Annotated in this window: 21 protein-coding genes; 14 read left to right on the plus strand and 7 right to left on the minus strand. The window is 31.0% G+C overall.

Annotation, left to right across the window (positions count from 1 at the left end; translation table 11 throughout):
- The first annotated feature begins 53 nt into the window (after window positions 1–53).
- From Q4Q39_RS17895 to Q4Q39_RS17905, 3 genes are read left to right on the plus strand one after another with little or no spacing between them, the layout of a single operon-like run.
- The gene (locus Q4Q39_RS17895; RefSeq protein ID WP_303283941.1) at window positions 54–1,454 is read left to right on the plus strand and encodes a UDP-glucose 6-dehydrogenase; all 1,401 of its coding nucleotides are present in this window, start codon (window positions 54–56) and stop codon (window positions 1,452–1,454) included.
- 6 nt (window positions 1,455–1,460) lie between these two features.
- Window positions 1,461–2,447 (plus strand): UDP-glucuronic acid decarboxylase family protein, encoded by a 987-nt coding sequence (locus Q4Q39_RS17900; protein ID WP_303283942.1) that lies wholly within the window; start codon window positions 1,461–1,463, stop codon window positions 2,445–2,447.
- A gap of 1 nt (window position 2,448) precedes the next feature.
- Window positions 2,449–3,801, plus strand: a complete 1,353-nt coding sequence (locus Q4Q39_RS17905; protein ID WP_303283943.1) for an undecaprenyl-phosphate glucose phosphotransferase — start codon at window positions 2,449–2,451, stop codon at window positions 3,799–3,801.
- Here the strand turns inward: Q4Q39_RS17905 and Q4Q39_RS17910 are convergent.
- From Q4Q39_RS17910 to Q4Q39_RS17920, 3 genes are read right to left on the minus strand one after another with little or no spacing between them, the layout of a single operon-like run.
- A complete protein-coding gene (locus tag Q4Q39_RS17910; protein ID WP_303283944.1) occupies window positions 3,798–4,961 on the minus strand; it encodes a glycosyltransferase family 4 protein in 1,164 nt (387 codons plus the stop codon). The genes Q4Q39_RS17905 and Q4Q39_RS17910 overlap by 4 nt on opposite strands.
- A complete protein-coding gene (gene wecB / locus Q4Q39_RS17915) occupies window positions 4,961–6,055 on the minus strand; it encodes a non-hydrolyzing UDP-N-acetylglucosamine 2-epimerase (protein WP_303283945.1) in 1,095 nt (364 codons plus the stop codon). The genes Q4Q39_RS17910 and wecB overlap by 1 nt, the downstream gene beginning before the upstream one ends.
- Window positions 6,052–7,371: a phenylacetate--CoA ligase family protein gene (locus tag Q4Q39_RS17920; RefSeq protein WP_303283946.1), complete on the minus strand. Its 1,320-nt coding sequence runs from the start codon at window positions 7,369–7,371 to the stop codon at window positions 6,052–6,054. The genes wecB and Q4Q39_RS17920 overlap by 4 nt, the downstream gene beginning before the upstream one ends.
- A gap of 162 nt (window positions 7,372–7,533) precedes the next feature.
- On the opposite strand from Q4Q39_RS17920, the gene purD reads away from it, so the two are divergent.
- Window positions 7,534–8,808, plus strand: coding sequence for a phosphoribosylamine--glycine ligase (purD, locus tag Q4Q39_RS17925; RefSeq protein WP_303283947.1), 1,275 nt, complete (start codon window positions 7,534–7,536; stop codon window positions 8,806–8,808).
- Between the two features lie 75 nt (window positions 8,809–8,883).
- Here purD and Q4Q39_RS17930 read toward each other — a convergent pair whose 3' ends face one another.
- Window positions 8,884–9,111, minus strand: coding sequence for a DUF6341 family protein (locus Q4Q39_RS17930; RefSeq protein ID WP_303283948.1), 228 nt, complete (start codon window positions 9,109–9,111; stop codon window positions 8,884–8,886).
- A 69-nt stretch (window positions 9,112–9,180) separates the two neighbouring features.
- Between Q4Q39_RS17930 and Q4Q39_RS17935 the strand changes: the two genes are divergently transcribed.
- Window positions 9,181–10,104 (plus strand): DUF6427 family protein, encoded by a 924-nt coding sequence (locus Q4Q39_RS17935; protein WP_303283949.1) that lies wholly within the window; start codon window positions 9,181–9,183, stop codon window positions 10,102–10,104.
- Here the strand turns inward: Q4Q39_RS17935 and upp are convergent.
- Window positions 10,093–10,752, minus strand: coding sequence for a uracil phosphoribosyltransferase (gene upp / locus Q4Q39_RS17940; RefSeq protein WP_303283950.1), 660 nt, complete (start codon window positions 10,750–10,752; stop codon window positions 10,093–10,095). The genes Q4Q39_RS17935 and upp overlap by 12 nt on opposite strands.
- Window positions 10,753–10,825: 73 nt before the next feature.
- Between upp and Q4Q39_RS17945 the strand changes: the two genes are divergently transcribed.
- Both Q4Q39_RS17945 and Q4Q39_RS17950 read left to right on the plus strand, forming a co-directional pair.
- Window positions 10,826–11,431: a DUF4254 domain-containing protein gene (locus tag Q4Q39_RS17945; protein ID WP_303283951.1), complete on the plus strand. Its 606-nt coding sequence runs from the start codon at window positions 10,826–10,828 to the stop codon at window positions 11,429–11,431.
- A gap of 49 nt (window positions 11,432–11,480) precedes the next feature.
- The gene (locus tag Q4Q39_RS17950) at window positions 11,481–12,500 is read left to right on the plus strand and encodes a glycosyltransferase family 9 protein (protein ID WP_303283952.1); all 1,020 of its coding nucleotides are present in this window, start codon (window positions 11,481–11,483) and stop codon (window positions 12,498–12,500) included.
- Window positions 12,501–12,633: 133 nt separating this feature from the next.
- Here the strand turns inward: Q4Q39_RS17950 and Q4Q39_RS20650 are convergent, their stop codons facing one another.
- Together Q4Q39_RS20650 and Q4Q39_RS17960 are read right to left on the minus strand one after the other, a co-directional pair.
- Window positions 12,634–12,837, minus strand: coding sequence for a helix-turn-helix domain-containing protein (locus tag Q4Q39_RS20650; protein WP_345075291.1), 204 nt, complete (start codon window positions 12,835–12,837; stop codon window positions 12,634–12,636).
- 183 nt (window positions 12,838–13,020) lie between these two features.
- Window positions 13,021–14,076: a ferredoxin--NADP reductase gene (locus tag Q4Q39_RS17960; RefSeq protein WP_303283953.1), complete on the minus strand. Its 1,056-nt coding sequence runs from the start codon at window positions 14,074–14,076 to the stop codon at window positions 13,021–13,023.
- A 136-nt stretch (window positions 14,077–14,212) separates the two neighbouring features.
- Between Q4Q39_RS17960 and Q4Q39_RS17965 the strand changes: the two genes are divergently transcribed.
- From Q4Q39_RS17965 to Q4Q39_RS17995, 7 genes are all read left to right on the plus strand, one after another.
- A complete protein-coding gene (locus Q4Q39_RS17965) occupies window positions 14,213–14,614 on the plus strand; it encodes a DUF2059 domain-containing protein (RefSeq protein WP_303283954.1) in 402 nt (133 codons plus the stop codon).
- Between the two features lie 9 nt (window positions 14,615–14,623).
- A complete protein-coding gene (locus Q4Q39_RS17970; protein ID WP_303283955.1) occupies window positions 14,624–16,102 on the plus strand; it encodes a DUF5687 family protein in 1,479 nt (492 codons plus the stop codon).
- 11 nt (window positions 16,103–16,113) lie between these two features.
- Entirely contained in the window at window positions 16,114–16,821 is a 708-nt protein-coding gene (locus Q4Q39_RS17975) for an ABC transporter ATP-binding protein (protein WP_303283956.1), read from the plus strand.
- A 365-nt stretch (window positions 16,822–17,186) separates the two neighbouring features.
- Complete coding sequence (gene porW / locus Q4Q39_RS17980) at window positions 17,187–19,754, plus strand: type IX secretion system periplasmic lipoprotein PorW/SprE (RefSeq protein WP_303283957.1); 2,568 nt, start codon at window positions 17,187–17,189, stop codon at window positions 19,752–19,754.
- A gap of 12 nt (window positions 19,755–19,766) precedes the next feature.
- On the plus strand, window positions 19,767–20,195 hold the full coding sequence (locus tag Q4Q39_RS17985) for a bactofilin family protein (protein WP_303283958.1): 429 nt from the start codon (window positions 19,767–19,769) through the stop codon (window positions 20,193–20,195).
- A complete protein-coding gene (locus tag Q4Q39_RS17990; RefSeq protein WP_303283959.1) occupies window positions 20,146–20,385 on the plus strand; it encodes an AtpZ/AtpI family protein in 240 nt (79 codons plus the stop codon). Before Q4Q39_RS17985 ends, Q4Q39_RS17990 begins: the two co-directional genes overlap by 50 nt.
- Window positions 20,385–20,771, plus strand: a complete 387-nt coding sequence (locus Q4Q39_RS17995) for a hypothetical protein (protein ID WP_303283960.1) — start codon at window positions 20,385–20,387, stop codon at window positions 20,769–20,771. The genes Q4Q39_RS17990 and Q4Q39_RS17995 overlap by 1 nt, the downstream gene beginning before the upstream one ends.
- Window positions 20,772–20,791 lie beyond the last annotated feature (20 nt).

The following is a 20,791-nucleotide window of genomic DNA, read 5'->3' on the forward strand; positions in this document are numbered from 1 at the left end:
AGATTGATCATAAACCAAGTTACTTTCTTATTTTTGTTTTATAGACTTTTTTAATGAAAATAAAAACTATTTGTTGTATTGGAGCAGGCTATGTGGGAGGTCCGACTATGTCTATTATTGCTCAGAAATGTCCACATATTAAAATAACTGTTGTAGATGTTAACGCTTCTCGAATTGCAGCCTGGAACGATAATAATCTTAACAGGCTACCAATATTCGAACCTGAATTGAATGATGTAGTTAAAGAAGTTAGGGGACGAAATCTTTTTTTCTCAACAGACGTAGGTAAAGCTATTGATGAAGCCGATATGATTTTTATTTCTGTAAATACACCTACAAAGACCTATGGAAAAGGGAAAGGAATGGCTGCGGATTTAAAATATATCGAATTGTGTGCTCGTCAAATAGCCAAAGTAGCAAAACAAAACAAAATAGTAGTAGAAAAATCAACCCTTCCAGTAAGAACAGCATCTGCTATTAAAAGTATTTTAGATAATACAGGAAATGGTGTTCAATTTCAAATCTTATCAAACCCTGAGTTTTTAGCAGAAGGAACTGCTGTTCAGAATTTATTAAAACCGGATCGAGTATTAATTGGAGGAGATACTTCTACTAATGAAGGGGAGGTTGCCATTCAAGCTTTAGTAGAGATATATTCAAATTGGGTTCCTAAAAAGCAAATATTAACAACTAATGTATGGTCTTCAGAACTCTCTAAGCTTACTGCAAATGCCTTTTTAGCACAACGTGTTTCATCTATAAATGCGATGTCTGAAATATGTGAAAAAACAGGAGCAGATATAAAGGAAGTTTCAAAAGCTATTGGAATGGACTCTAGAATTGGTTCAAAATTTTTAAATGCTTCAGTAGGCTTTGGTGGATCTTGTTTTCAAAAGGATATATTAAACCTAGTTTATATAGCCAGAAGTTATGGGTTAAATGAAGTTGCTGATTATTGGGAACAAGTTGTTATAATGAATGAACATCAAAAAAATCGTTTTTCTGATAATATTGTAAGCACTTTATATAATACAGTTTCTGGAAAAAAAATAACATTTTTGGGATGGGCATTTAAAAAAGATACAAATGACACTCGTGAATCTGCAGCTATTAAGGTTGCCGATAATTTATTAAATGAACAAGCTAGGATATCTGTTTACGACCCTAAGGTTCCAAAAGAAAAAGTATATACTGATTTAGATTATCTAAATACTCGTTCGTCAAGTGAAAACAAAAGCTTATTGACCGTAAATAAAGACCCTTATGAGGCTTGTAAGAATTCTCATGCGATATCTATTTTAACAGAATGGGATGAGTTTAAAAGTTACGATTGGGAAGGTATTTATAAAAATATGCAAAAGCCTGCTTTTATTTTTGATGGCAGAGGTCTTTTGAATAAAGGAGAGCTAGAAAAAATAGGGTTTATCTATTATAATATAGGAACAGGAAACTAAGTTATTATGAGAAAAGTCCTAATTACAGGAGCTGCTGGATTTTTAGGATCGCATTTATGTGATCGATTTATAAATGAAGGTTATTATGTTATTGGTATGGATAACTTCATTACTGGTGATAAAAAAAACCTTATTCATTTAGATAATCACCAAAATTTTGAATTTATTGAACATGATGTTACTGAGTTTATAAATATTGAAGGCGTTCTCGATTATATATTACATTTTGCTTCACCAGCAAGCCCTATAGATTATCTAAAAATCCCTATTCAAACATTAAAAGTAGGTTCTTTAGGAACCCATAATCTTTTAGGTTTAGCAAAAGTAAAAAAAGCACGAATCCTAATTGCTTCAACATCCGAAGTATATGGAGACCCGTTAGTGCATCCCCAAACAGAAGATTATTATGGAAATGTAAACACTATTGGTCCTCGAGGCGTTTATGATGAGGCAAAACGCTTTCAAGAATCTATAACTATGGCTTATCATAGATTTCATGGTTTAGAAACACGTATAGTTCGCATATTTAACACGTATGGTCCTCGTATGAGACTTAATGATGGACGTGTAATTCCTGCGTTCATGGGACAAGCACTAAGGGGAGAAGATTTAACTATATTTGGTGATGGATCTCAAACTAGATCATTTTGTTACATAGATGATCAAATAGAAGGTATTTTTAGGTTATTGTTTAGTGATTATTCTTACCCTGTTAATATTGGAAATCCTCATGAAATAACCATTAAAGATTTTGCCGAGGAAATCATTAAATTAACCGGGGTGAATCAAAAAATAATATATAAGGAGCTACCGCAAGATGATCCTCTTCAAAGACAACCTGATATTAGTTTAGCAAAAAAAATATTAAATTGGGAACCAAAAATAGAAAGAAGAGAGGGTATGTTAAAAACCTTCAACTATTTTAAGAGCTTATCTGAGGAAGATTTGCATAAGAGAGATCATAAAGATTTTAAAGATCATATAAAGAGATAGTTTGAGTTACAAAAAAGGAAGATATTCAGGGTTTTTGAAACCTATTTCGTATTTAGTCGATTTGGGAATTATAAATGGTGCCGTCTTTTTATTTGAGATAAACTTGATAAATGTCTATGTGTTCAGTGCTTATATTTCATTAATGTGGATAACGATATCTTTTATAAATCATTTTTATGAAGTTCAAAGACACACTCGGATAATTCAAATCATAACACTTTTATTAAGGCAAATAGTGTTTTTTGCAATTATTATTTATGCCTATATAGGGTTTTTTAAACAACCTAATATTAGTAGATTAGGGTTAGCAAATTATTTAATGCTGATTTTTTTATTGATCTCTATATTTAAGGTTTTAACACTTATTTTATTAAAAAAATATAGATCGGTATTAAGTGGTAATACCAGAAATATTATAGTTATTGGTGAGAATGAAAAGACAAGGCAACTAATAAAAACATTCAACAAAAGACTAGACTTTGGATATAAGTTTAAAGGTGATTTTAATGTTAATGAGGGAGATTTTTCTTTAGAAAAATGTTTAAGATACATTATAGATAATGATATTGATGAAATATATTTTTCTGTATCTGCATTGTCCAATAAACAAATTAATCAATTGATTGATTTTGCTGATAATAATTTGAGAGAACTCAAGTTTATTCCAGATAATAAGGATATCTTTTCAAGGAAGCTTAAATATGAATATTATGATTATATACCAATTTTATCCATAAGAGAAATACCATTACAAGAGTCATTAAATAAATTTCTTAAACGATTGTTTGACATCCTATTTTCTTCTTTTATTATTGTGTTTGTATTGTCTTGGTTAACACCAATTTTGGCCATATTGATAAAGCTAGAATCTAAAGGTCCTGTGTTTTTTAAACAATCAAGGAATGGATTTAACTATGAGGAATTTGATTGTTATAAGTTTAGATCTATGAGGCCAAATGAAAAGGCTCATTTGCATCAGGCAACAAAAGGAGATCAACGAATTACAAAAATAGGAGCATTTATTCGTAAGACAAGTATAGATGAGTTACCTCAATTTTTTAATGTCTTGTTTGGAAATATGTCAGTTGTTGGACCTAGACCACATATGGTTAGTCATACTAATATGTATGCACAGAGAATAGATAAATTTATGGTGCGACATTTTGTGAAACCAGGAATTACTGGGCTTGCTCAAATAAGTGGATTTAGGGGAGAAATAGAAGAAGAAAAAGACATTATTAATCGTGTAAAATATGATATTTTTTACATTGAAAACTGGTCTTTATTATTGGATTTAAAGATTATGCTACAAACATTTTTAAATGCCATTAAAGGAGAAGAAAAAGCCTATTAGATTTTTTCAACTAACAAATCTAATTGTTTATTAAAGTCAAAATATTCAATAGCCGTTTTTATTATTCGTTCTCCGTTTTTTAATTCTAAATCCGAAGGTTTAATTCTGGAAATTGTAGCATTCAAATTGTTATAATCACCCACTTTAGCAATCCAGCCTAGATTATATTGTTTAATTATTTTTTCTCCTTCACCGCCACCAAAATAAATCATAGGTAAGCCCAACCTAGCGTATTCAAATATTTTTGAAGGTACAGATCCATGGATTCTATTTAACAATGGGATAATGGTTAAATCATAGCTCATAAGAGCTTCATGTAATTTATCTCTTGAGACCTCACCATGATATATAATATCTAATTCTGGATTATTAGAAATAAGAGATTGAATCTTATCTTGTTCTACACCAGTACCATAAATATGAAATTGAATATAAGTATAATCTAATTCTTGGCACAATTTGTATATTCCTTGTGCTATGCCTAATAAACCAGCATATACAATTTTTAGTTTTCCTGTTCGAGTTACCGTTTTAGAAATTTTTGGAGGTATAAAATCTGGAAAATTGCGATATAAAAAAGTATCCTTTTTAGGAAATAAAGATTTCACATGACTTATAATTTCATTACTCTGTCCTAAAATTAAATCAGCATGTTTATAATTAAAATGTTCAATTTTTTCGAGTAATTTATAACTGAAATTCTTTTTAAAAGCACCCAATTCTAATCCTGCAATGGGCCATAAGTCGCTTACATTTAAAATGAGTTTTCGTTTTTTAGAACGCAAAAAGAAAACAGAAGTAAATGCAACAAGCAATGGGGGAGATTGTATAATAACAGTTTTCGGGATTTTATTCCATGTAAAAAACCAGTATAAACTAAAGCTATAAGACAACATGGCTATTAAGCGTAAAAGCTTATTTTTAGAGTTACTGGCATAAATCCATAAACGATGAACAGTGATATCATTTTTTGTGGAAGAATACTTAAATTTCCCTTTATAACCTTCAAAAATTTTACCTGTTGGGTAATTAGGTAAAGGCGTTATAACAGATACTTTAAAATTATGTTTTTGCAAACCTTCTGCCAAATGAAAAATACGATTTGAAGCTGCTCCCGTCTCTGGAGGAAAATAATTGGTTATGATGAGAATATCTTTCATTATAACTTATAAATACCCTGTAAATGATCAACAATTCTTTTTGAAGCAGATCCATCCCATAACTTAGGAACAGTTCCTTGTTTCCAAGATCCTGAAAACAATAGCTTAAAAGCATTTTCAATTTTTTTAGAATCGTTTCCAACTAATACATTGGTTCCAATGTCACAAGTTTCAGGGCGCTCTGTAGAATCTCTAAGCGTAATACAAGGCACATTCAGAACAGTAGTCTCTTCGGTGATACCTCCTGAATCCGTTAATACAGCAAAAGCATTTTTTACTAAATAATTAAACTCTAAGTAGCCTAGTGGATTTACATAATGAAGGTTATTAAAATTTAAATCTAAACTACTTAGAAGCTTTTTGGTTCTGGGGTGTACTGGGAAAATGATAGGATAATCCTTGGCTAATGTTATAATTTGAGTGATTAATTTTTTTAGAAGCACTTCTTCATCTACATTACTAGGTCTATGTAGTGTCATAACAAGATACTTTTTATTTGATAAGCCCAAATCCTCCCAAAGCATGGGTTTTTTTAATCTAGTTTCATTTTTTAAAAGTGTATCAATCATGACATTGCCAACAAAAAAGATATTCGATTTTGAAATACCGAGTTTTGTCAAATTTTCATTAGCATAGATTGAAGTCGTAAAAAAGTAGTCGGTTAAACTATCTGTTACAATTCTATTAATTTCTTCAGGCATTTTCATATCACCAGAACGAATTCCAGCTTCAATATGTGTTACTTTTGTATTTGCTTTTTTAGCAACGATGGTACAAGCCATAGTTGAGGTTACATCACCAACAACCATAACCAAATCACATGGATTTTGTTCTAATTCCTTTTCAAAACCAATCATAATGGCTGCGGTTTGCTCTGCTTGTGTCCCGCTTTTAACATCGAGATTGTTGTCTGGGAAAGGGATATTTAATTCCTCAAAAAAAGTATCGCTTAAGTTTTTGTCGTAATGTTGTCCAGTGTGTACAAGTCTATAATTAATATGAACACCATCCTTTTTTTTATTCTCAATAGCTTCAATAATAGGAGCAATTTTCATAAAATTAGGTCGGGCACCGGCAACTATAGTAATATTCATTCTTGGGTTTGTATTAATGACGAAAATTGTTTCAATTTACCACTTTTCGAACGTTTTAATGCTGTCTGTCTTTCAAATAAGATAGTAAGTCCACTCTCTAGATAATGTCTCATTTCATTCTTTATCATTTCCTTTTTGTTTGGAGGAATATCACTGTTGCTAACATAGTAAATTTTAAAAGTATCAAGCTTTAATTGTTCAATAACAAACTCTTTAACGCTACCATCCTCTTCAATAATACTTTTCGTAATGTAGTAAAATGTTAACCCAGCTGCTTTTTTACCACTAGGTAACATAGCAATGTCATTTGTTCTCCCTATTAATTTTTCTAAAATAGGTTTTTTCAGAGTGCTTTTTTTTGAAAGCACCCCTATATCGCCTATATCATATCTTATAAATGGTTGCGATTTATTATATAAAGAAGTAATTACTAAGCGTCCTTTTTCACCATTTGATAAGAGATTATTGCTTTCGTCTAAAACTTCAACAAATAATGTTTCATTATTAATAATCCACTCACCGTTTGTATTTTCAAAAGCAATTAAATCTAATTCTGAAGCACCGTATTCGTTAACGATAGGAACTCCGAATTGTTTTTCCATGAGTTTTTTGTCATCTTCAAAAAGCATTTCAGACGTTACTACACAAGCTTTTAAAGTAGGGCAAATAGTTTTAAGTATGATGTTTTTGCGCTGAAGATATTTTGCAAATTGAAGAATAGGACTTGTGTAACCATTCATATAGACAAAAGGCTTCTTTTTAAAATCAATTAACCAATTTTCAAGAGCTTGATCACTTAAATCGAATACATTAAACCGGTACCTATTACTAATAAAATCTTTTAGTTTTTCGGTATAATATCCTTTTTTATCCAGAGGAATACCATAAAATCGTGCTTGTTTTGTGGTGTTAAAATTAAGATTAAACCAGGAAAACCGATCCATTATAACACTCCAAGTTAATACATGGGTAAATTTATCTTTAGAGAAAACAAATGGCTCTCCTGAAGCTCCAGAGGTTTTATCTATATAAATGTTTTTTGTTGAAAAGTCATCAGACAAAAGTGTTTCTAGTGGTTGTTGCAAATCTTTTTTTGTCATAACTGGAACAGAACTCCAATCTAATGGATTCGTGTTTTTTGCAAACGATTTATAAAACGAATTATGTTTTAGATGATAAGCAACGATGTCTTGTTTTTTGGTTTCAACATAAGTTTTAAACTCAGTATCGTTTTTCTTTTGAATCTCTTTCAAAGCGAGTTTAGCTTTTCGTATGGGAAAGCCTTTAAGTTTTAAAGAAAGATTAAATAGATTCAAAATAAATGAGGATAAAATTGTTCTGTAAAGTAAATAAAAAATATTCGTGTATTCGTGGCATTAGTTTTATTTTTGCATTCGAGAAAATACTTTTAGTGCAAAAGCATTGAAAAACAATAAATGGTCATTCCCATGCAAATGGGAATCTAAAAACACAATACAATGAATATCTTAATTCTTGGTTCTGGAGGAAGGGAACACACATTCGCTTGGAAAATTGCACAAAGCACAAAGTGTAAACAACTATTTGTTGCTCCAGGAAACTCTGGGACAGCTCAAATCGCAACGAATGTAAATATTGGAGTGAATGATTTTGATGCGATTAAAGAACTTGTTTTGAATGAAAGTATAGATATGGTTGTTGTTGGCCCTGAAGACCCTTTGGTTAATGGGATTCATGATTATTTTTTGACTGATGAAGCTATTAAACATGTGTCTGTTATAGGGCCTCAAAAAGTAGCAGCAGAATTAGAAGGCAGTAAAGAGTTTGCTAAAGAATTTTTATATAGACATAATATTCCAACGGCAGCGTATGAAAGTTTTACGAAAGAGACCGTAGAAAAAGGGTATGCATTTTTAGAAACTTTAAAAGCACCTTATGTTTTAAAAGCAGATGGACTAGCTGCTGGAAAAGGAGTGGTTATTTTAAATGATTTAGAAGCAGCTAAAGCAGAATTAAAAAGTATGCTGGTTGATGCCAAATTTGGTGAAGCGAGCACTAAAGTGGTTATTGAAGAATTTTTAGATGGAATAGAATTAAGCTGTTTTGTGCTAACGGATGGTACAAACTATCAAATTCTACCAACAGCAAAAGATTATAAACGAATAGGAGAAGGAGATACAGGATTAAACACAGGTGGTATGGGTGCCGTTTCCCCTGTTCCTTTTGCAACAGACGAGTTCCTTAATAAAATTGAAGAACGTATTGTAAAACCTACTATTAACGGTTTTAAGAAAGATAATTTACCTTATGTAGGATTTGTATTTATTGGGCTTATTAAAGTTGGAGACGACCCGAAAGTGATAGAATACAATGTCCGTATGGGGGATCCAGAAACAGAAGTGGTATTGCCTAGACTAAAAAATGACTTTGTTGAAATCCTTCAAGCAATGTCTAATGGTACATTAGATAAAATTAATATAGAAATAGACGAACGAGCAGCAACAACGATTATGTTGGTATCTGGAGGATATCCTGAAGCATATGAAAAAGGAAAAGAAATCTCAGGGATAGAAAATATTCAAGATTCAATACCATTTCATGCTGGTGCTCAGTTGAATGAAGGTAAAATAAAGACTTCTGGGGGGCGTGTTATGGCTATAACATCATATGGAAACACATACCAAGAAGCCATAAAAAAATCTTATCAAAATATAGAAAAGCTACATTTCGATAAGATGAATTATCGTAAGGATATAGGATTCGATTTAAACTAATTACATCATGAATTTATATAAAGAAGAAGAAGATAAACACTTCTTCATTCAAGTAAATTTATAATGAAAGTGGTTTTACAAAAATGAGTGTGAAGAAACACTTTTGTCTTCTTCATTATTATCGTTAAATATTTTAAGTTGCTTCATCCAATAAACCATAGCAACAAAGCCAATAATAAGGAAAATCCAAGAAACGGTATTTGCAGCAAACCAGTTTTCTAGCTCAAGAGCCCGTAAAGCGTCATATGGAGCAAAAAGAACGTTAACAAATAAATCCTGTATAGCGTAAAAGAAATCTTTCATGGGTTATATTTATTGTTTTTAACTAATTTTAGTTAGTATATTTACGTAGCAAAAATACAAAAAGAGTTAATGATAACAAGCATTTTTAGTAAATCTAAATCCATAAACTTCATCATTGTTTTTTTTATTACATTTTTAGCGTTTATAATAGCTAGAGTTGAGTTAATAAACAAACCAATAACATTAGTGGTTGTATTAAAACAAACTATGCTAATTTTAGTCTGCTATGCTTCCATTTTACTTTTAAGCTTTATTGTTAGTAAGAACAATTTAACATTGAAAAATAACTATGAAATCTTATTTTTTAGTTTGTTTTTGTTGTTAATTACACAAACCACTAGTAATACAGAGATCATTCTCTCTAATTTTTTTATTCTTTTAGGACTAAGGCGTATAATGAGTTTGCGATCTCAAAAAAGAGTAAAAAATAAATTGTTTGATGCTGCTTTTTGGATTGCAATTGCATCCCTCTTTTATTTTTGGGCTATTTTGTTTTTTGCTTTAATATTGATTTCTCTGATTTTATATACAGATAATAAATTGAGACACTGGATTATCCCTTTTTTAGGGGTCGTTACTATTTTTGTACTGTCCATAAGTGCTTCCATAATTATATACGATAGTTTTTTCGAAATATTTAATCTCCCACCAAAAGTTAGCTACGATTTTAGTAATTATAACTCAATAAAGTTCTTAGTTGCTATTACATTATTGTTGTCTTTCGGAGTATGGTCATCTATATTTTATTTACAAAACATAAAAAAGAAGAAAAAAGCCTTTAGAGCTTCTTTTAAAATCATTATTGTATCTGCTGTAATTGCTTTTTTTATAGTAATTCAAGCTCCTGAAAAAAACGGAAGTGAATTTCTATTTATTTTTGCGCCAATAGTTATAATTATAACAAATTATGTTGAGGTTATTCAGGAAAAATGGTTTAAGGAAGTCTTTCTTTCTTTACTTATTATAGTTCCATTTATAACCTTATTGTTGTAGCTTTTCTCCAAAAGCTAAATCGCCTGCATCACCAAGTCCAGGAATAATATAACCTTTATCATTTAGTTTGTCGTCAATGGCAGCAATCCACAAATGTGTTTCACTATCAAAATTACTTTCAAGAAAATCAACACCTTCTTGAGCTCCAATAACGCTAATTAAATGGACTTCTTTTGGGACTCCAAATGGTTTTAAGGCTTCAAATGTTGCAAGCATGGATTGCCCTGTTGCAAGCATGGGGTCTGCAAGAATGAGTGTTTTTCCTTCTAAATTTGGGCAAGCCAAATATTCTACAATAATTTCAAAACTTTCGGGATCGTGTTTATGATGTCTGTAAGCCGAAATAAAAGCATTTTCGGCAGTATCAAAATAATTAAGGAGTCCGTTATGCAGAGGGACACCAGCTCTTAAAATAGAGCATAAAACGATATTATTATCTAATAATTCAATATTACAATTCCCTAAAGGAGTCTCAATTTTCGATATACTATAGTTTAAAGATTTACTCATTTCATAACCCAAAATTTCACCTATACGTTCAATATTCCTTCGAAAACGCATACTGTCTTTTTGAATATTAATATTTCTAATTTCAGAAATAAAAGTATTTAATACAGAGTTTTCTTTTGAGATATTGTGAACATTCATGGTGCGTATATTGTTTTTTGAATAGTAAAGTTAATTAAATATAAAGTATCTTTGTACTTTAAATTAAGACAACATGTTTACAGAAAAAGCCAATAAAATATTTCAAGATGTTATTGAAAAATATCACGTAATAAATACAGTAGACCAACCTTTTGAAAATGCATATGATAAGAGTCGTTTATTAGAGCATTTATTATACAGAAAATGTTGGATTGATACGGTACAATGGCATTATGAAGATATTATAAGAGATCCTCAAATAGATCCTGTTGCGGCTTTAACATTGAAGCGACAAATAGATGCTTCAAATCAGGATAGAACGGACATGGTTGAATATATTGATAGCTATTTTCTTGAAAAATATAATGCTGTTATAGCGAAAGCTGATGCGACGATCAATACTGAAAGCCCAGCTTGGGGAGTAGACAGGTTATCTATTTTGGCATTGAAAATTTATCATATGAATGAAGAAGCTACAAGAACAGATGCTTCAGATGCTCATAGAGATGCTTGCCAGAAAAAATTGAATATTTTACTAGAGCAACGTGTCGACTTATCTACAGCTATTGACACCTTACTTAGTGATATTGAAAAAGGGGATAAGTACATGAAGGTTTATAAACAAATGAAGATGTACAATGACGATGAGTTAAACCCAGTATTGAGAGGACAAAAATAAGATTTTGTCATCCTGAACTTGTTTCAGGATCTCATCTTTGTTGAATGAGATGCCAAAACATCCAAAACATATTTTAGTAATTCGTCTTTCGGCAATGGGAGATGTTGCAATGATTGTTCCTGTGTTGCAAGCATTAAACAGGCAGTATCCGAAAGTTAAAATTACAGTGCTTACTCGCGCCTTTTTCACGCCTTTTTTTCGAGACTTAAAAAATGTTACTGTTTTTCCTGCTGATGTTAAAGGAAAACATAAAGGTATTTGGGGACTTTTTAAACTTTCTAAAGTATTAAAAAAGCTAGAGATTGATGTCGTAGCTGATTTACATAATGTTCTACGAAGTAACATTTTAAAGTTTTTTTTTCTTGGAACACCGTTCAGTCAGATTGATAAAGGTAGGGCAGAAAAGAAAGCGTTGGTTTCTGGTAAAATATTTCAGCAATTAAAGACAACGCATCAAAGGTATGCGGATGTGTTTGAAGGTTTAGGCTTTAAGCTAAATTTATCAAATCCAAAATTTCCAAAAAAAGCCATTTTAAAAAAAGAGGTTCAAGAGCTTTTAAAACCAGATTCAAAAAGAATGATAGGAATAGCTCCTTTTGCTGCTCACGAAGCCAAAATGTACCCTCTAAATTTAATGAAGGAGGTTATTGCTGAGCTATCAAAAAAATATACAGTCGTTTTATTTGGAGGAGGTAAAAAAGAGATAGCTATTTTAAATGATTTTGAAAAAAGTTTGGATCATGTAATAAGTGTTGCGGGTAAACTATCACTTAATGAAGAATTAGATGTGATTTCAAACCTAGATGCGATGCTTTCAATGGATTCTGGTAATGCACATATAGCAGCGATGTTAGGGGTGAAAGTTGTAACTATTTGGGGAGTAACTCACCCATTTGCTGGTTTTACACCATTTAATCAACCAGAAAGTTATACTCTATTATCTGACAAAAACCAGTTTCCAGAAATTCCTACGTCTATTTATGGTAATAAGTATCCGGAAAGTTATAAAGAAGCGTCAAGAAGTATTTCTCCAAAAAAGATTATTGAAAAAATCGCTGAAATAGTATAAAAACAAAGTTATTCTCTGTTATTTGTCAAGTTGATTTTTATTCATCTTTTCGTCATTTTTCATTTTTTTAATGTATTCACTCGGTAAAACACCAAATTGTTTTTTAAAGCACTTAGAAAAATAGGAAGCCATATTAAAACCAGTCATATAAATTATCTCTTACAGATACAGATAGGTCACTTGTTTCTAAAAGCTGTAAAGCACGTTTTAAACGAATATTTCTAATAAATTCACCAGAAGACAAACCTGTTAATTCTTTGAATTTTATAAAAACATTAGAGCGACTAAAATTCATCTCCTTAACAAGGAATTTAACATTGAATTCGGTGTTCATCATATACTTTTCTATAATTTCAATAGCTCGTTGTAAAAACGTTTCATCTGCAGATGTTACGGTTACTAAATAACGTATAGCATATTTTTTGTAAAAATTGAAGATTAATATTTGAAATTATTTGTGACAATCCAAGGTTGAAAATTGTGATATAATTTGTGTACTTATATTCTAAAAAAGTGCCTTTTAAACGTCATCAAAGTCTATGACAAGCGTCGGTGTAGTTGGGTGTGCCTGACATGTTAAAATTAAGCCTTCGGCAACTTCATTTTCGGTTAAAATATTGTTTTGTCTCATGGTTGCTTCCCCCTCTTTTATACGTGCTAAACAACTACTGCAAATACCTCCCTGACAAGAATAAGGAGCATCAATATCTTCATCTAAAGCTGCTTCAAGTACAGTTTGTTTTTGAGGCATTTCAAATGAGAATTCTTCGTCATCAACAATAATGGTTGTTTTTGTTTTACCATTTGTTACAAGCTCTTCTTTTATTTCTGCTGGCTTGGCAGCCTTAAAAAGCTCAAAATGTATACGATTTTCGTCAATACCATGGTCTGTCAAAACATCTTTTACAGTATGAATCATGGCTTCTGGTCCACAAAGATAAAAAGCATCAACCTCTACATGTTTGTGTTTATTTTTCATCACATAATTAACGGTGCTTTTTTCAATACGTCCAAAAATTGAATCATCTTCATCTTGCTGGCTAAATACAAACTGAATAGAAAAACGGTCTTTATATGCATGTTGAAGCTCCAAAAGTTCATTGAGAAACATAGTGTCTTTCATTGTTTTGTTGCCATAAACCAAAATAACTTGACTATAAACTTCTTCTTCTAAAGCACACTTAATAATACTTAAAACTGGAGTAATACCACTACCCGCAGCAAATGCAGCAATGTTTTTTGTTTTAGAATCGTTAGGCTCAAAAACAAAGCGCCCTTTTGGTGGGGCAACTTCTAGGGTGTCTCCTATTTTTAATTCATTATTGGCATATGATGAAAAGGTACCATCTTTTACAGCTTTTACAGCAACTTTTAATTCGCCACTTTTAGGGGATATACACAGAGAATAATCCCTTCTTACTTCATTCCCTTTAATTACAGTTTTTAGAGTTATATATTGACCTGCTTTAAAAGTGAATGCGTCCTTTAAATTTTCAGGAATATTAAAAGCAATGCTAATAGATTCGTTAGTTTCTCTTTTTATTTCAGCAACCGTAAGTTTGTGGAATGATGACATATATAAATTTTTGACAAAAGTAATAAAGTTGATTTGCAAATTTTAACTTTGACCGTAACAATTCTGTTAAAAAAGTTACTAACACGTATAAACTAATAATCATAAATTTAAACATTAACCAATAAAATCACTGAAAATGAAAAAAATCTTATTTGTATGCTTGCTTATGTTAACAATAACTGTTAAAGCTCAAGAAAATACTGAATTTAAAAATGTAACAATTGAATTTATAAAACTTACTGGTGCGGGCGCAGCATTTGAAAGTGCTATCGGACAAATTGGTGCGGGAGTTTCAGAAGCCAACAAAGAAGCTTATACTAATGAAGCGAATAAAACTTTAGAGCCACTATATGTTAAAATGGCCGATATTTATATGGCTGAATTTACTATAGATGAGATTAAAGAATTGGTTGCTTTTTATAAAACAGAATTAGGTAAGAAATTATCAGAAAAACAACTAGGTTTAACTCAAAAAGCAATGATGTTTGGACAATCTTGGGGTATGGAAGTACAAGGGATTGCTCAAAAATATAACTAAACCCAATATATGTTTAAGCATTTTATAAATCTAGAGTGGAAATCCGCTTTTAGAGATCCTAATATTGGAAAAAGCATAGGTGTTAAAATATTTATGGGTTTTCTTGGTTTGTGTTTACTTTTAATGTTTCTAGGAACTGGTCTTAGCTTGTATCCTGCATTAAATAAGTTATTTCCAGATGCAGATCCGTTACTGGTTGTAAATAATTTTATTTTCTATTGGATTTTGGGCGATTTAATGTTTCGCTTTTTCTTTCAGAAGTTGCCTGTTATGAGTGTTATGCCTCTGCTAACCCTACCAATTAAACGTCATAAAATTGTTAATTATGTTTTAGGAAAATCAACCCTATCGTTCTTCAATTTTTTACCACTTTTTATTATTATTCCATTTGGAATTACCCTTATTTATAAAGACTATCCTGTCAATTCTGTTTTAGCATGGATGCTAGCATTAATAATTTACACACAAATAAATAACTTTTTAAATTTTATTATAGAAAGTTTTTCATCAAAAACAGATTTAGCCTTTTTACCTTTAACTATTACATCTGGTGTTTTATATACTCTAGAGTATTTTGGCATTATTTCATTTAGCAATATCTTATCAAATGCTTTCAACGCTATTTACAAAAACCCTATTCTAATATGTGTTCTAATAGCAATCTTGATAGTCGTGTACTATATAAACTTTAGAATACTTAGAAAAAAGCTTTTCCTTGATGCATCTCTAAAGAATAAAGTGATTGAGGTAAACACATCTAATCTGGAATGGACTAAAAACTTTGGTGATATAGCGCCATTCATGCAATTAGATTTGAAACTGATTTGGCGCAACAAACGCTCAAAATCTACTGTTTGGATGCTGCTATTAGGATTATGTTATGGGTTGTTCTTTTATCCTCAACCCACTTATATAGACAAGCCTTGGTTCTTTATTTTTATAGGCATTTTTAGCACAGGTATTTTTTTAATGAACTTTGGACAGTTTATACCAGCTTGGGATAGTAGCTATTATAAGATGCTTATGAGTCAGAACATAAAATATGAAAGATATTTAGAATCTAAATTTATGCTCATGGCAATGAGTGTTGTTATTATGTTTGTACTAGGTGTTCCATATGTTTATTTTGGTTGGAAAATTTTACTTGCTCATTTTGCAGCTGCTATTTACAATATTGGCGTTAATACCCATGTAATTATGTACGGGGGTTCGTTTAACCGAAAAAAAATAAATTTAGATCAAAAAGCGGCTTTTAATTATCAAGGGACAGGTGCTGTGCAGTGGCTTATCGGAATTCCTTTAATGATAATCCCTGCAGTAATTTTTGGTATTTTTTATGCCATTTTCAGCTTCGAGATAGGTTGTTTAGTCATGGGTCTTATAGGGGTTATTGGAATAATTTTTCACCAAAAGTTGATGCTTTTTATCACAAAAAAATATTTAGAATCAAAATACAAAATGATTGATGCATTTAATCAAGACAATTAATAAACAGAAATATGATAACAACATCAAATCTTTCAAAAAAATATAAAGACAATAAAGTTTTACTAATTGACGCTTTAGAAATTCCAAAAGGACAGAGTTTTGGACTCGTTGGTAATAATGGAGCAGGTAAGACCACTTATTTTAGTTTGTTATTGGATTTAATACAACCTACAACAGGTCATATAGTAAATAATGAAGTTCAAGTTAATAAAAGTGAAGATTGGAAACCATTTACTTCTGCTTTTATTGATGAAAGCTTTTTAATAGGTTATCTAACTGCCGAAGAATATTTTTATTTTATTGGAGAATTACGAGAACAAAACAAAGCAGATGTTGATAAGCTAGTGGCACAGTTTGAAGACTTTTTTCATGGAGAAATATTAGGACAGAAAAAATATTTACGCGATTTAAGTAAAGGAAATCAGAAAAAAGCAGGAATTGTAGCTGCTTTAATAGGGAATCCAGAAGTTATTATTCTAGATGAGCCTTTTGCAAACTTAGATCCAACTACTCAAATTCGCCTTAAAGAAATTATTAAGGATTTGGCAGAAAAACAGGGTACAACCGTTTTAATATCCAGTCATGATTTAATGCATATTACCGATGTTTGTGAACGTATTGTTGTACTTGAGAAAGGCGAAATCGTAAAAGACTTAAAAACTAGTGAAGCTACATTAAAAGAACTTGAAGTACATTTTACTGGAATGGATGTTCTGTAGGGGGCATTCAGTCTCAGTTTACCGTCTTTGCGCCTCCGCGCCTTAGCAAGAGATTTTTATCCATAAGATATTAATTTCAGTTAGCAGTCTTGGGATACAGTGATCAGTATTAGGTCTCAGTTTAACGTTTTTGCGCCTTAGCGAGAGAACACAGCTAATACTAGAAACTTAGTATCTCTGTGGGCCTGCAAGAAAACACTTATTAATCCCAGACAGTCGCATATAATTCCAAAACTTAGCAAGAGACTTTTAACCCAAAAGTCGTATGATTTTATAGGTTAATCAAAAAAGATGTTTATTTTTACCTGCTTACATAATATTTGTGTGAGTTTACAGTTATTTAGTTAGACTAAAAAATACTAGTATTGAAAAGACCTTCTAAAGCGATATTAATTATTCTATGTGCTAATTTATTGGTTGTAAGTTGCTCCAGAAAAAAGGACAAATTTATAACTCGAAACTTCCATGCTGTTGCTGCAGAGTTTAATACGCTTTATAATGGTTATAACGCTCTAGAAGAAGGAAGGCTAAGCCTTAATGAAGGTTATACAGATAACTATTGGGATGTTCTTCCTATAGAACGTATGCAGATATTTGATGAGGTTGTGCTACCTGGACAATCTAAAAATGAAAGTTTTACCAGAGCAGAAGAAAAGGCTGTAAAAGCTATTCAGAAACACAGTATGAATATTGATGGGAAAGAAAAAAACCCACAAATGGACGAAGCTTATTTACTATTAGGAAAGTCTAGATATTTTGATCAGCGTTTTATACCTGCCTTAGAAGCATTTAATTATATCCTTTACAAATATCCAGCTAGTGATAAGATAAATCAAGCAAAAGTTTGGCGTGAAAAAACAAATATTCGTTTAGATAACGACGATTTAGCGGTTCAAAATTTAAAACGCCTCTTATATCAAGAGGACTTAAGAGGTCAAGACTTAGCAGATGCTACATCCATGCTAGCGCAAGCATATTTAAATACAAAATCTATAGATAGTGCTATAACACAATTAGAAATAGCATCTAATGCAACTAAGAGTAATGATGAACGTGGACGTTATCGCTTTATACAAGGGCAATTGTATAATAAATTAGGTAAAAAGGATAGTGCAAACATAGCATTTGATAAAGTGATTGAATTAAACCGAAAAACACCTAGAATTTATATGATAGGTGCTCATATTGAAAAAATTAAAAATTTCGATTATGAGAATGGTAATAAGTTAGAGTTAACAGAATTACTTACAGAGCTTCAGGAAAATAGAGAAAATAGGCCTTACTTAGATAAAATTTATCATCAAATTGGAGAATACCATTTAAATAATCAATCAGACTCTTTAGCTACGGCTTATTATAATAAATCATTGCGGACTAATTCTAGAGACAAATTATTAAAAGCCAGAAACTACGAGATTCTTGGGGACATGAATTTTGACAAGTCGATTTATAAAGCTGCAGGTGAATATTACGATAGTACATTAGGAACTTTAGTTTTAAACTCAAAGCCGTATCGTGTTATTAAGCGTAAGCGAGATAATTTGGAAGATGTTATTTATTATGAGGCAAAAGCACAGGTTAATGATAGTATTTTAAGACTTGTAAATTTTTCTGAAGCAGATAGGTTAACTTTCTTTGAGTCATTAGTTGAGAAACTAAAAACTAAAGCAAAAGAAGAAGAAGAGAAGAATAAAAGAGAAGAAGCTGCAAAACGCAATACCGGTTTAGAAACAGTTAATAATGCATTTGGAGGTCAAAACCCTCAAAGAGGTACGCCTAATCAAGCAACTGTATTTTATTTTTATAATCCTACTACAGTAGCATATGGAAAAAATGAATTCATAAAAACTTGGGGAGATAGAAATTTAGAAGACGATTGGAGATGGTCTAGCAAAGTAAAATCTGGAAGCATTAATGATGGTGTAGACAATGTTGATATTTTAGCTTCGGCAACAGAAGAAGAATTGTTCGACCCTCAATTTTACATCTCTAAAATTCCTTCTGAAGAAAAAGAAATTGATAGCATATCTAAAGAACGTAACTATGCTTATTATCAATTAGGATTAATTTATAAAGAGAAGTTTAAAGAATACGAATTAGCGAAGAGTAAATTTCAAAATTTACTTGAAAGTAACCCTGAAGAACGATTAATATTACCATCTAAATATAATCTATATAAGATTTATGAAGTTTTAGGCGAAAAAAGTGAAGCAGAAATAGCTAAGAATGAGATTATTTCAAAATATCCAGATTCTAGATATGCTACTATTTTAAGCAATCCAGAATTAGCATCAGGGCGAGATGAAAACAGTCCGGAAAGTTTATACGAAGCACTTTATGAGCAACATCAAAATCAGAAATATGCTGAAGTAATCTCTAAAAGTGAAATGTATGTAAATATGTTTGATGGAAATGCAATGGTGCCAAAATTCGAATTGTTAAAGGCTACAGCCATAGGAAGATTGCACGGATATGACGCTTATAAAAAAGCAGTCAATTACGTGGCTATTACTTATGCAAATACACAAGAGGGTTTACAGGCTCAAAATATTGAAACAAGTATGTTGCCTAAGCTTATAAATAAAGATTTTATTTCTGATGATAATATAACCACTAATTACAAAATTATTTTTAAGTTTGAAAATCCAGAAATGGAAGAAGTTTCTAGCTTTCAAAAAAGCTTGGATGATGTTTTAAAAAATATAAAATATTATGATTTAAAATCTTCTGTTGATGTGTATAATTCTAGTACAGTATTTGTGGTTGTTCATGGACTGAAAAACGCAGAAGTAGCAAAAGCATTTCGTCAATTAATAGTTGAAGAAGATAAAAACAAAATAAAAGAACCCTATTTTGCAATAGCATCTGAAAATTATCAAATTGTTCAAATTCATAAAAATTTGGATGTCTATTTAAATGTAGATAATAATTAAATTAATAGCATTATGTTCTCCGATAATAAAAAAGAAAAACAAATGGTAGAAGGAAAACCAAGTCAAAACATTATATCGCAAGGCACCAAAATGGTTGGTGATTTTAATAGCGAAGGCGATTTTAGAATTGATGGCATTATAGAAGGAAATATTAAAACTTCAGGAAAAGTAGTTGTTGGTAAATCAGGTTTAATTAAAGGAACTTTAAATGGCACTGATGCCTATTTTGAAGGTAAATTTTCCGGAAAATTAGCGCTATCAGGTACATTAACATTAAAAACATCTGCTTTTATTGAAGGTGAGGTTGTTGCAGGGAAACTAGCTGTTGAGCCTGGAGCTACATTTAATGTAACTTGTATTATGAAAGGCACCGTAAAAGAAATGAATAAAGGTGGACAACAACAACAAAGACAAAGACCAGAAACCGAAAAAACAGCTTAAAAATGCTGCTATTCTTACAGGGATAGGCCTGCAAATGGGAATCACTATTTACCTGTTTGTACTTCTAGGTAAGTGGCTCGATACTAATTATAATGACGGTGAAAAACTATATATTATAATTATGACACTTTCTGGGGTTGCTATTTCGTTATATGCTGTTCTCAAGCAAGTCAATAGAATTAATAATTAATGAAGAACCCTTTTATTAATTTTATAATAAAAGCTGTTATTCTTTTAACGGCGGTTTTTTGCATTCATTTAGGCATATTACATGTTTTAAACTTTCCGCTTTTTGAAAATAGAATCATATTATCATATATCGTAAATCTTGTTTTAGTCATTGTTATTTTTGGAGTGCTTTATCTACTTAAAAGAAAATACAAAAGTCAGTTAGGTTTTTTGTTTTTGGCAGGCAGTTTTTTAAAATTTGCTGTCTTTTTCATGGTGTTTTATCCTTTTTATAAGCTAGACAATAACATCGCCAAACTTGAGTTTGCAGCTTTTTTTGTGCCTTATGTTTTTGGTTTAATTTTAGAATCTGCAAGCTTAAGTAAATGGTTAAATAAACTGGATTAGTCAGGATTATTTTTTCATTA

It is taken from the genome of Flavivirga amylovorans, from assembly GCF_030540875.1.
Taxonomy (GTDB): Bacteria; Bacteroidota; Bacteroidia; order Flavobacteriales; family Flavobacteriaceae; genus Flavivirga; species Flavivirga amylovorans.

Coding starts and splice junctions, on each gene's coding strand:
- Q4Q39_RS17895 (WP_303283941.1), top strand. CDS start 54: ATGAAAATAAAAACTATTTGTTGTATTGGAGCAGGCTATGTGGGAGGT.
- Q4Q39_RS17900 (WP_303283942.1), top strand. CDS start 1,461: ATGAGAAAAGTCCTAATTACAGGAGCTGCTGGATTTTTAGGATCGCAT.
- Q4Q39_RS17910 (WP_303283944.1), bottom strand. CDS start 4,961: ATGAAAGATATTCTCATCATAACCAATTATTTTCCTCCAGAGACGGGA.
- wecB (WP_303283945.1), bottom strand. CDS start 6,055: ATGAATATTACTATAGTTGCCGGTGCCCGACCTAATTTTATGAAAATT.
- purD (WP_303283947.1), top strand. CDS start 7,534: ATGAATATCTTAATTCTTGGTTCTGGAGGAAGGGAACACACATTCGCT.
- Q4Q39_RS17930 (WP_303283948.1), bottom strand. CDS start 9,111: ATGAAAGATTTCTTTTACGCTATACAGGATTTATTTGTTAACGTTCTT.
- Q4Q39_RS17935 (WP_303283949.1), top strand. CDS start 9,181: ATGATAACAAGCATTTTTAGTAAATCTAAATCCATAAACTTCATCATT.
- upp (WP_303283950.1), bottom strand. CDS start 10,752: ATGAATGTTCACAATATCTCAAAAGAAAACTCTGTATTAAATACTTTT.
- Q4Q39_RS17945 (WP_303283951.1), top strand. CDS start 10,826: ATGTTTACAGAAAAAGCCAATAAAATATTTCAAGATGTTATTGAAAAA.
- Q4Q39_RS17950 (WP_303283952.1), top strand. CDS start 11,481: ATGCCAAAACATCCAAAACATATTTTAGTAATTCGTCTTTCGGCAATG.
- Q4Q39_RS20650 (WP_345075291.1), bottom strand. CDS start 12,837: ATGATGAACACCGAATTCAATGTTAAATTCCTTGTTAAGGAGATGAAT.
- Q4Q39_RS17960 (WP_303283953.1), bottom strand. CDS start 14,076: ATGTCATCATTCCACAAACTTACGGTTGCTGAAATAAAAAGAGAAACT.
- Q4Q39_RS17965 (WP_303283954.1), top strand. CDS start 14,213: ATGAAAAAAATCTTATTTGTATGCTTGCTTATGTTAACAATAACTGTT.
- Q4Q39_RS17970 (WP_303283955.1), top strand. CDS start 14,624: ATGTTTAAGCATTTTATAAATCTAGAGTGGAAATCCGCTTTTAGAGAT.
- Q4Q39_RS17975 (WP_303283956.1), top strand. CDS start 16,114: ATGATAACAACATCAAATCTTTCAAAAAAATATAAAGACAATAAAGTT.
- Q4Q39_RS17985 (WP_303283958.1), top strand. CDS start 19,767: ATGTTCTCCGATAATAAAAAAGAAAAACAAATGGTAGAAGGAAAACCA.
- Q4Q39_RS17995 (WP_303283960.1), top strand. CDS start 20,385: ATGAAGAACCCTTTTATTAATTTTATAATAAAAGCTGTTATTCTTTTA.